Annotated in this window: 9 protein-coding genes; 8 read left to right on the top strand and 1 reads right to left on the bottom strand. The window is 39.0% G+C overall.

Annotation, left to right across the window (positions count from 1 at the left end; genetic code table 11):
* From queA to ACLR96_RS00020, 6 genes are all read left to right on the top strand, one after another.
* Positions 1-980, top strand: a 980-nt coding sequence (gene queA, locus ACLR96_RS00045; protein ID WP_412265056.1) for a tRNA preQ1(34) S-adenosylmethionine ribosyltransferase-isomerase QueA, incomplete at its 5' end; no start/stop codon positions are given.
* Positions 981-988: 8 nt separating this feature from the next.
* On the top strand, positions 989-1,501 hold the full coding sequence (locus ACLR96_RS00040) for a DNA-deoxyinosine glycosylase (protein WP_177270110.1): 513 nt from the start codon (positions 989-991) through the stop codon (positions 1,499-1,501).
* Between the two features lie 66 nt (positions 1,502-1,567).
* Positions 1,568-2,686 carry a tRNA guanosine(34) transglycosylase Tgt gene (gene tgt / locus ACLR96_RS00035; RefSeq protein WP_177270112.1) on the top strand — a complete coding sequence of 373 codons (1,119 nt, stop codon included), beginning with the start codon at positions 1,568-1,570 and terminating at the stop codon, positions 2,684-2,686.
* Between the two features lie 27 nt (positions 2,687-2,713).
* On the top strand, positions 2,714-3,874 hold the full coding sequence (gene rlmD, locus ACLR96_RS00030; protein ID WP_177270114.1) for a 23S rRNA (uracil(1939)-C(5))-methyltransferase RlmD: 1,161 nt from the start codon (positions 2,714-2,716) through the stop codon (positions 3,872-3,874).
* Positions 3,875-3,949: 75 nt separating this feature from the next.
* Positions 3,950-4,321: a pyridoxamine 5'-phosphate oxidase family protein gene (locus ACLR96_RS00025; RefSeq protein ID WP_177270116.1), complete on the top strand. Its 372-nt coding sequence runs from the start codon at positions 3,950-3,952 to the stop codon at positions 4,319-4,321.
* A 174-nt stretch (positions 4,322-4,495) separates the two neighbouring features.
* Complete coding sequence (locus ACLR96_RS00020) at positions 4,496-4,813, top strand: hypothetical protein (RefSeq protein WP_412265055.1); 318 nt, start codon at positions 4,496-4,498, stop codon at positions 4,811-4,813.
* Between the two features lie 163 nt (positions 4,814-4,976).
* Here the strand turns inward: ACLR96_RS00020 and gpmI are convergent, their stop codons facing one another.
* Positions 4,977-6,500, bottom strand: a complete 1,524-nt coding sequence (gene gpmI, locus ACLR96_RS00015) for a 2,3-bisphosphoglycerate-independent phosphoglycerate mutase (protein WP_177270119.1) — start codon at positions 6,498-6,500, stop codon at positions 4,977-4,979.
* Positions 6,501-6,621: 121 nt separating this feature from the next.
* Here gpmI and addA point away from each other — a divergent pair, with 121 nt between their 5' ends.
* Positions 6,622-10,053: a helicase-exonuclease AddAB subunit AddA gene (gene addA / locus ACLR96_RS00010; RefSeq protein ID WP_177270121.1), complete on the top strand. Its 3,432-nt coding sequence runs from the start codon at positions 6,622-6,624 to the stop codon at positions 10,051-10,053.
* A 111-nt stretch (positions 10,054-10,164) separates the two neighbouring features.
* Positions 10,165-11,103, top strand: a 939-nt coding sequence (gene hrcA, locus ACLR96_RS00005) for a heat-inducible transcriptional repressor HrcA (RefSeq protein ID WP_412265054.1), incomplete at its 3' end; no start/stop codon positions are given.

Here is an 11,103-nt window from a genome sequence, read left to right as displayed (position 1 = left end):
TTCATAGAGATACGGGCAAACTGGAACATAAACATTTTTTTGATATAATAGATTATCTTAAAAAAGGGGACTGCCTTGTTTTGAATAATTCTAAGGTGTTGCCTGCAAGACTTTACGGTGTGAAAGAAAAGACCGGAGCAAAAGTGGAGTTTCTTTTGATAAAGCGTATAGAAGGAGATACATGGGAGACTATGGTCAGACCGGGAAGAAAACTGAAGCCCACAGACCGTGTGATTTTTAGCCAGTCACCCCGATTCATAGCAACTATAAAGGATTTTGGTTCTGACGGAACCAGAATTGTGGAGTTTGAATATGAAGGGATTTTCATGGAAAGGCTCGAAGAATTGGGAAGAATGCCGCTTCCGCCTTATATAGAAAGACCCGGTGATCAGGAAGACAAAGAGCGGTACCAGACAGTGTACTGCAGAGAAGAGGGGTCTGTGGCTGCGCCTACAGCAGGACTGCATTTTACGGATCAGCTTCTTCGGAAAGCGAAAGACAAAGGAATCGAACTTATCTATGTTACTTTACATGTCGGAATAGGAACATTCAGACCTGTAAAGTGTGATAACGTTGAGGATCATACTATGCATTTTGAGGAGTATTCCATCAGCCCGGAAAGTGCAGCGGCTATAAATAAAGCAAAGAAGGAAGGCAGAAGAATAATTTCTGTGGGAACTACATCCACAAGGACTATAGAAAGTGCAGCTTATTTTGACGAAAATGTTTTATCGGCAGAGGGCGTCAGAGGTTGCTGGCAAATAAAAAACGGAGAAGGAAGCACAGGTATATTTATATATCCTGGATATGAATTCAAGATTGTGGACAGCCTTATTACTAATTTTCACTTGCCTAAATCTACTTTGCTTATGCTGATATCAGCATTGTATGACAGAAAAAAAATTCTTGAAATATATGACGAAGCAGTTAAAGAAAAATATAGGTTTTTTAGTTATGGCGACGCAATGTTTATAGAGTGAGGGAAGATATGCCGAATAAAAAAGATACAAAGCTTGTAAAGGTCACTCATGAGTTTGGACCTTTTTTTGATAAAGATTCAAAAATTTTGATTTTAGGCAGTATGCCGTCTCCTAAATCCAGGGAGCAGGGGTTTTATTATGGTCATCCCAGAAACAGGTTTTGGCCTGTACTGGGCGAACTTTTCCATGAAAATACTCCAGAGACGGTACAGGAAAGAAAGGAATTTCTTAAAAGGCATAATATAGCTTTGTGGGATGTGCTGGAAAGCTGTGAGATAAAAGGTGCTGATGACAGCAGCATAAAGAATCCTGTTGCAAATGATATGGGGCAGATATTAAGCGTTGCCTGTATTGGAGCAATATTTACCACAGGAGGCAAAGCGTCAAAGCTTTATGAAAAACTGTGCTTGCCTTCGTGCGGAATAAAGGCTATCGCCCTCCCTTCCACAAGTCCTGCGAACTGTGGTTGTTCAATGGAAAAACTTTTGCATCAGTACAGCAGTATATTGAAGTATCTGTAACCTTTATGGTATTATATGATAGTTTGAATACAGATATATTTTAGGAAAAATCAAAAGGGAGAAATCATGCCAGCAGTTACATATGAATTGATAAAAACAGATAAAAAAACGCGGGCCAGAAGAGGGCGTGTAACGACTCCTCACGGAGTTATACAGACGCCTGTATTTATGCCTGTAGGCACGGCAGCAACAGTTAAGGCAATGCGTCCTGAGGAAGTCAGAGAGATGGGAGCAGAGATCATACTCTCAAATACATATCATCTGTACTTAAGACCGGGACATGAGACGGTGAAAGCTGCTGGAGGGCTTCATAAATTTATGAACTGGGACAGGCCTATCCTTACGGACAGCGGAGGATTCCAGGTTTTCAGTCTTGGAGCCATGAGAAAGATAAGAGAAGAAGGTGTTGAGTTTCGTTCTCATATAGATGGGTCGAAGCATATGCTGTCTCCTGAAAAGTCAATGGAGATACAGAATGCTCTTGGCTCTGATATAATGATGGCATTTGACGAGTGTGCCCCTTATCCTGCTGATAGGCAGTATGTTAAGGATTCACTTGAGCGGACAACAAGATGGCTGAAAAGATGCAAAGAATATCATAAGAATACGGAGAAACAGTCTTTGTTTGGAATAATGCAGGGAGGTATGTATAAAGATCTCAGAAAAGAGAGCGCAGAGCAGATAGTGGAGCTTGATCTTCCCGGTTATGCCGTAGGGGGGCTGAGCGTTGGAGAGCCTAAAGATATCATGTACGATATTATGGATGAGTGTGTTGACTATCTTCCTAAAGATAAGGCCAGATACCTCATGGGCGTTGGGAGCCCTGATTGTCTGTTCGAAGGTGTTGAGAGGGGCATAGATATGTTTGACTGTGTGTTGCCTACGAGAATTGCAAGACATGGTATGGCCATGACATCACAGGGTCGTGTGAATATAAAAAATGCAAAGTATGCAAAGGATTTTTCACCGCTTGATCCCAACTGCGACTGTTATACGTGCAGAAACTATTCAAAAGCGTATTTGAGACATCTTTTCAAAGCCGATGAAATATTGTCTTCCATGCTTATGACAAATCATAATCTTCATTTTCTCATAGATACCATGAGACATATAAGAAAGTCTATAGAGGAAGATAGGTTTTTGGAATACAAAAAAGAATTTTACGACAGTTATGGAAGATTTTAATTTGAAATAGAAAGGTTATTTTACAATATGGAAATTTGCAGAGACAGCAATGTCTGCGGCGGCTGTGTATATCAGGGGATTGATTATGATAAGCAGCTTAAGAATAAAGCAGGGGAAGTCAAAGGTTTTCTTGATAAAAAAAGTATAAAATACGGACAGCTTTTTGACATAGAACCGGCTCCTGAAAGATATGCTTACAGAAATAAAATGGAGTATACTTTTGGAGATATGGAAAAAGACGGCCCTATGACTTTGGGGATGCACAAAAAAAGACATTTTATGTCTATAGTAACTGTAGATCAGTGTCAGTTGGTCCACAATGATTTCAATAAAATCCTGAGAACCGTTCTCAATTTTGCATCTGAGAAAGGATATTCTCATTACCATAAGAAAAGTCATAAGGGGCTTATGAGGCATCTGATAGTAAGAAGGGGAATAAGGACAGGAGAGCTTTTGGTTAATGTGGTCACCAGCTCAGAGAAAGGCTTTGACGAAAAGGAATTTACTGATATGCTGCTGGAGCTTTCTTTGGAAAATAAGATAGTAGGCATCCTCCGTACTGTCAATGACAGGCTGGCGGACGCCGTATACTGCGATGAGCTGAGAATTCTTTACGGACGTGAGTACTATATGGAGGAGATACTTGGTCTTAAATTTAAAGTCAGTGCATTTTCTTTTTTTCAGACTAATGTCGATGCAGTGGAAAAGCTGTATTCGTATGCTCTTGATCTTATAGATGATTTTCAGGATAAAACCGTATTCGATCTTTATTGCGGTACCGGAACCATAACCCAAACTCTGGCGAAAAAAGCAAAGAAGGTTATAGGCATAGAGCTTGTAAAAGAGGCGGTGGAAGCAGCAAAGGAAAATGCAGCTTTGAATGGACTGGATAACTGCCGGTTTATTTCCGGAGATGTTTGCGAAATGCTAAAAACTGTTGAGGAAAAACCGGATGTCATAGTGGTTGATCCTCCGAGGATGGGCATTTCACCTGATGCTCTTGATAAAATAATCCGATACGGTGTAGATCAGATAGTATATATTTCTTGTAATCCCAAGACACTGGCGGAAAATCTTTATTATATGCAGTATTATGGATATAAAGTAGAATCTGTTAAACCGTTTGATAATTTTCCATGTACGAAACATATCGAATGCGCATGTCTCCTATCGAAGGTAGGTAAATAAAGCAGCAGGAAGAAAATGCAAACAAAGGGATAAAAGTTTTATTTCTGCAAATAATATATTAATTGGAGGTTGATTATGTTTAGTGAAACGTTTTTAGATGTGTTAAATCATGAAGGTGTTGTTTCGGTAACATCATGGTCAGACGATAATGTTCATGTTGCCAATACTTGGAATAGTTATCTTCGTATTACCGATGATGGCAGAATACTTATTCCTGCAGCGTGGTTCAACAGATCACAGAAGAATATTGATGTTCAGAATAAGGTGATCCTTACTTTAGGCAGTCATGAAGTAGAGGGCAAAATGGGTATGGGAACAGGCTTTGTTATTGATGGTACAGCTGAATTTCTGACGGAGGGAGCTGAATATGAAATGATGAAAGAAGCTTTCCCATTTCTTACTCGCGTTTTGGCAGTAACGCCTGAAAAAATAAGACAGACAATTTAAGTCTAAGTTAAAGTTTTATGACCGCTGAATGCAGATTTTGTGCAGCGGTTATTTTATTTATTTTTTATTTTGCCTTGACACTGTTTAATTCAAATGATACCATTTTCTTTGATGGCAAAAAGTTGGCCGGAAATTTATAAATAATTAAACTGTACATAAATTTGGAGGTTTTGTATGAGTACGAAAGTAAGTAAAGAAGAACTTATAGAAAAAATAAAGAGCATTATCGAAAATGAGAAATTTAGGCTTGATGGATATTTTCTCTGCGGATTTCCAACAGGAGCACCTAATCAGGTTCTGCAGAAAGCTTGCGAAAAATATGTTGAAATAGTTGAGAATGGCAATCCAAGCGAAGAGGATACGAAAACTTTAATAGAAGCGCTTGAAGCATCTTTAAACGTAGAATCAATGGTTGCCGTGGTAAATGATATCACTAAGAGTGATGTTCTGGTGAATTACATATTGGAACATAAGGATGTATTGTTTGCCTAAAGACTGCGTAACAGTGGACATCACATTAGAAGAATTGCTAATGTGATGTTTTTTTAGTTTTGATATAAAAATTATTGAAGAATCAAATGTAAGAAACGTTTAAATTTGTACTTTGTAACAGAAAACAACTGGTGTAAGCCAATACACCAGCTGATTTTATATTTTATACGAGAGATTTTCCTGTCATTTCCTCAGGGATGTCAAGATTCATGAGTTTGAGCATTGTCGGAGCAATATCGCAAAGCCTGCCGCCGTCTTTAAGCTTAACAGGGTGGTTTGCTATATGGACAAGCGGCACATCGTTGAGGGAGTGCGCTGTAACCGGGTTGCCCTCTTTGTCTGTCATGACATCGGCGTTGCCGTGATCTGCTGTCAACAGTATCTGTCCGTCCTTTGCAAGTATGGCATCGACTATTTTAGGTACGCATAGATCTAATGTTTCTATGGCTTTTACGGCAGCATTCATGATGCCGGTGTGGCCTACCATGTCGGCATTGGCAAAGTTAAGTATGATCATATCATATTTATCGGAATTTATTGCATTGAGGACTTTGTCAGTAACTTCAGGAGCACTCATTTCCGGCTGCAGATCATAGGTGGCCACTTTAGGAGACGGTATGAGTATTCTATCTTCGTTTCTGTTGGGTGCTTCCACGCCTCCGTTAAAAAAGAATGTCACGTGAGCGTATTTTTCTGTTTCGGCTATACGAAGTTGGGTGAGTCCAAGGTCTGCAATGTATTCTCCCAACGTATTGTGAAGAGTTTCAGGCGGGAAGGCCAGTGTTACATTAGGCATTTCAGCATCGTACTGAGTCATGCAGATGTAGCAGAGATCTTCGATAGTTTTTTCTCTGTCAAAACCTGTGAAGTTTTTATCTACAAAAGCTCTTGTTATTTCTCTTGCCCTGTCAGGTCTGAAATTGTACATTATCATGGCATCCCCGTCTGAAACAGGGATAGCTTTATCGATAACAGTGGGGAGAATGAATTCATCGTTTTCATCACGCTTGTAAGCTTCGTCTATTGCCTCTGTTGCTGTAATAGCATGAAGACCTTCTCCCATGGTCATGGCATTGTATGTTTTTTGGACTCTGTCCCATCTTTTATCTCTATCCATAGCGTAATATCTTCCGGATATAGTTCCTATAGTGCCTGTTCCGATTTTTTCAAGATGCTTGCTGAGAATATTTATATATTCATGTGCGCATCTCGGAGGAACATCCCGTCCGTCAAGGAAACAGTGGACGCAGAGTTTTGTTACACCGTTTGCTTTTGCCATATCTGTGAGAGCCAGAAGATGATCTATATGACTGTGAACACCTCCGTCTGAAAGCAGTCCCAGAAGGTGCAGTGTGGAATTATTTCTTTTTACATGATCTATCGCCTTTAAAAGAGCGGGATTTTCAAAGAATGTTCCGTTTTCTATGGATTTTGTAATCATGGTAAGATCCTGATAAACTATTCTTCCGGCTCCGATATTGAGATGTCCCACTTCGGAATTTCCCATCTGTCCTTGAGGGAGCCCTACATCAAGACCGCATGCTTTAAGAGATGTGAAAGGATATTTTTCGAATATTTTATCAAGATTGGGTTTGTGCGCGGCTGCAATAGCATTGCCGGCAATTTCTTTATTAAGTCCGTATCCGTCTAAGATCATGAGCATGGTCGGACGGTTAAATTTCTTCATATTTTCACCTCGCATTGTCACTAAATTATCTATATTATACACTATCATCTTATTATTTGTTATGAAAATAATAATTTGATATAATAAACAGTAATATAACGGAAGATTTGAGAGGGCTTTTATGAATTGGACACAGTCACAGAGAGAAACTATAGAGACCAGAAACAAGAATATACTGGTATCTGCTGCAGCAGGATCAGGTAAGACTGCTGTTCTTATTGAGAGAATAAAGAGGCTTGTAATAGAAGAAAAAACTGATATAGACAGATTTTTAATAACCACATTTACCAACGCTGCTTCGGCAGAAATGAAAGCACGCCTGGAAAAAGCAATAAGAGAGGAGCTGGAAAAAAAGGAGGCCGACAGAGGATTTCTTAAAAGACAGCTTTCACTTATACCGAAGGCTAATATAAGCACTTTTCATACATTTGCTTTGGAAATTATGAGGAGGTATTTTTATATTACGGATCTGGAGCCGGGATTTAAGATTGGTGATGAAACGGAGATTTCCATCATGAAAAACGAATCCGCAGATCAGCTTTTTGAGGAAAGATTTACGAACGATTATGACAGATTCAAAGAGTTTCTGAAAAAATACAGCAGTGACAGAAATGAGAATAAAATAAAGAAAAATATAATTTCCCTGTACAATGAAATGAGAAGCATTCCTGACTATATGAGATGGGTAAAAGAAAAGACCGAGCTTTTGAAATCTCCATCTCCTGCTGAGGCTCTGGGACTTTTGGAATTCATATCAGATGAAATTTCAGAAAGATTGCAAGATGCTTTCAGGTTATATGAAAAAGCTGCTGAGGTTCTTGATGAAATGGGAATAGAAGGTCTTTGCGGGAAGGCATTTGAAGATGCAGGGCGTATTTTTGATGTTATAGAAAAAGCAGAAGCGAAGACATTAGTTGCTGAGCGGCTTGATGTTTTCAGTGCATTTCTGTCTGACATCAAGTTCAATCAGATGCGAGTGTCTAAAGAGCAGAAGGAAATTTATGAGGATGTAAAAGAGATCGTTGCTTCTTTGCGAAAAAACGGGAAGAAGATATTGGACGATTTGAAGAAAAGGTACTTTCAGAGATCTTTAAGGGAATATGATACAGAGCTTAAGAACGGTTATGAAGATACCTGTTATATGATGGGGCTTATCTCAGAGTTTGAAAATATTTTCAAACAGAAAAAAGCAGATCGGAACATGGTGGATTTTGATGATGTTATGCATTATGCCATAGATATATTGAAAGATGATATGGTTTCTGCAGAATATAAAGAGAGGTTCAAGTATATATTCATAGATGAATTTCAGGATAGCAATATGCTTCAGGAATCTATTGTAGAAAGGATAGCAGGCAATAACAATCTGTTTATGGTGGGAGATGTTAAACAGAGTATATATAAGTTCAGGCTGGCAGAGCCGGAAATTTTCAAGAGGAAATATTATGAGTACTCTCAGCCGTCGCAGGTGGAAAGTATAAAAATAGATCTCAATAATAATTTTAGAAGTAAACGAAGAATTACAGAAACAGTAAACAGAGTATTCGAATTAGTAATGGAGGATTATGATGACAATGTCAGATTGAGCTGCAGTATAGATCCCATATATCCCGGAAGCGATACAGAGTGTCATATAGTTTCGTCTGCATCCGAGGTGAACAGATACGGAGATCTGAAACCGGAAGAACAGTTGATTCTCAGACTTATAAAAGAAAATCTGGGCAGAGAGATCTATGATGTTAAAAAAGGTGAAATCAGAAATATCGAATATAAAGATATAGTGGTACTTTCAAGGAGCAAAGCGGCAATCAGTTCACTGGAGCGATTTCTTAATAATGAGGGAATTCCTGCTTATGGGGAGAATACAGGAGGATATTTTGAGACTGTAGAGATACAGGTTTTTGTGAATCTGCTTAGAGTGATTGATAATACACGGCAGGACATTCCTTTGATCTCGGTAATGAGATGCCCTGTGTTTGATTTTGATGTGAAAGAATTGGCATATATAAGAATCGAATTTAAAGACGGAAGTTTTTATGATGCAGTGAAAGCTTTTGCAGAAAACGGAAACGATAGAAAACTGCGTACCAAAATAAAGTCAATGCTAAAGCAGATAGAGTTTTGGAAAGAACTGAAAAATACAATTACTCTGGAGGAACTTGTAAGGATACTTATGTATGAGACGGGATATTTTGATTACTGCAGCGGGCTTCCTGTGGGGAAACAGCGTATCTCTAATCTGAGGCTTCTGGCGGAAAAGGCGGGACAATTTGAACAGAACAGCCACAGTGGCCTTTTTGGATTCATATCATATATAGAAGCCATGAAGAAAAATAATCTGTCTGTAGGAGAGGCTAAGACTTTAGGTGAAAATGACAATGTTGTAAGAGTAATGACTGTTCATAAGAGCAAAGGACTGGAATTCCCCATAGTTATACTTACAGGAGCAGGCAGGCAGATAAGGTATAGGGGGACAGGCAATTCTACTGTAATGCATAAGGACTTTGCTTTAGGTATGCCTCATGTCAATCTTCAGGAAAAATGGCATAGAAAAACTCTGCTGCAGAGGGTTATAGACGCTAAAAAAGCAAAAGAAGAGTTTGAAGAAGAAATAAGAATTCTTTATGTAGCGATGACGAGGGCTATGGATAAGCTGATTCTTGCAGGGACTGTAAAAGAACCGGAAAAGTTGGAAGAAATCATAGGCAGGGGCAAATCATTTCTTGAGATGGTCTACGAACCGATGAGGGAGGCCGGCGATGTTATAAAGATACATGAGGACGGCAGCGAGGAACTTTACGAGTCGGAACATACATGGTCGAAGGTACGTATGGCAGATGTATTTAACAGGAGCAGGGCAGAGAGAGATGAAGAGTTAATAAGTCGTATCGACAGCAGGCTGTCATTTGTTTATCCTTTTATGGATACTGCAGGCGTGAAATCAAAGTATTCTGTTACGGAAATTAACAGACAGGAGATCGAGCAGCAGAAAAAGCAGTATGGGGCAGAAGAGCTTAGGCGACCTGTTTTTTCTGAAAAAGAGAAAGGGACGGATTCTGTGCAAATGGGTACACTGATGCATCTTGTGATGGAAAAACTTGACTTTAAAAGAGCGGCAGAGGAGGGGTTGCCATATATAGCAGAAGCTGTAGAAAAACTGTATAGGAATGAAATTATTTCAGAGGAAGAGAAAAAACGGATAAGAAAGGAAAATATAGCGGCATTTTTTGAAGCGGAAATAGGAAGACGAGCTGCGATGTCACAGTCTTTGCATAAAGAGCGTGAGTTTATAATGAGAAAGGAGATAAATGGAATCGAAGCTATAGTGCAGGGAATAATAGATTGTTATTTTGAGGAAGAGGACGGCATGGTTCTGATCGATTATAAGAACAGTTATATTGCTGACAAACATCATGAAGAGGAAATGATAAAACGTTATAAAGCCCAGATAAGGATATATAGTGAAGCACTGGAAGCCGCATCTGAAAAAAAAGTAAAAGAAAGATATCTTTATCTTTTCAGTTCCAAAAGATTTATATCTGTAGAAATTTAAAAGTTATTAAAAAAATTTTTAAATAAGTGTTGACATTATTGTGTACGGGTGGTAAATTTAAACTGTGATTAGCACTCGGAGATAATGAGTGCTAACAACAGGAGGCCTAAGATGGATTTAAGCGAAAGAAAATTGAAGATATTACAGGCCATCATCGCTGACTTTATCAGGACTGCAGAACCGGTAGGATCAAGAACCATATCAAAAAATTATGAGCTGGGAGTAAGTCCTGCGACTATAAGAAATGAAATGTCAGATCTTGAAGAACTTGGTTATCTGACACATCCACATACATCTTCGGGAAGAGTGCCTTCCGAGAAGGCATACAGGCTTTACGTAAACGAGATGATGAGTAAGCGTGAGCTTACCAGTGAAGAGAAGGATGCAATAGCCATGCAGCTTCACAGCAATGTGACAGAGCTGGAGAATATAGTCAAAAGAGCGGCTCACATACTGTCTGAGATAACCAATCTGACAGCTTTTGCACTGACACCTAAGAAGGATCAAGATACACTGAAATATATAAATCTTCTTCCGGTAGACGAGTCTACAGTTGTCCTTATGCTTGTGTCAGAAAGTGGCAAGGTATCCAATACGTCGGTACACTTAAACAAACCGGCCTCTGAGGAAACTCTAAGGATACTGGCGAAGATGATGACGTATAATTACAGAGGCAAAACGCTTAGCGAGGCGTTGACTTTTGATATAATCAAGACCTTTAAAGCTGATGCGGAGTCAATGGCTATGTTTGAGAAAGATATCGTACCTAATTTCGTAAGAACTTTAGAGGATATGCTTAATGTGAATCTTTATATGGACGGACTCACCAATATATTTTCTATACCTGAATATAATGATCTGGACAAAGCAAAATTGTTTCTGGAGATGGTCAGCAAGAAGGAAGACTTCACTAAAACTCTGATAAACAGGGATAACGGAGTGATAATAACTATAGGCAATGAGAATCAAAATGAATTAATGCAGGATTGCAGTCTGATCACAGCGACATATCATGTCGATGGTAAAATGGTAGGAAAGATAGGTGTGATA

Origin of the sequence: Lentihominibacter sp. (genome assembly GCF_046951855.1) — a bacterium.
In the GTDB taxonomy this organism is placed as follows: Bacteria; Bacillota; Clostridia; order Peptostreptococcales; family Anaerovoracaceae; genus Lentihominibacter; species Lentihominibacter hominis.
This window is presented reverse-complemented; position numbering and strand designations above follow the sequence as displayed.

Coding starts and splice junctions, on each gene's coding strand:
- ACLR96_RS00040 (WP_177270110.1), top strand. CDS start 989: ATGCCGAATAAAAAAGATACAAAGCTTGTAAAGGTCACTCATGAGTTT.
- tgt (WP_177270112.1), top strand. CDS start 1,568: ATGCCAGCAGTTACATATGAATTGATAAAAACAGATAAAAAAACGCGG.
- rlmD (WP_177270114.1), top strand. CDS start 2,714: ATGGAAATTTGCAGAGACAGCAATGTCTGCGGCGGCTGTGTATATCAG.
- ACLR96_RS00025 (WP_177270116.1), top strand. CDS start 3,950: ATGTTTAGTGAAACGTTTTTAGATGTGTTAAATCATGAAGGTGTTGTT.
- ACLR96_RS00020 (WP_412265055.1), top strand. CDS start 4,496: ATGAGTACGAAAGTAAGTAAAGAAGAACTTATAGAAAAAATAAAGAGC.
- gpmI (WP_177270119.1), bottom strand. CDS start 6,500: ATGAAGAAATTTAACCGTCCGACCATGCTCATGATCTTAGACGGATAC.
- addA (WP_177270121.1), top strand. CDS start 6,622: ATGAATTGGACACAGTCACAGAGAGAAACTATAGAGACCAGAAACAAG.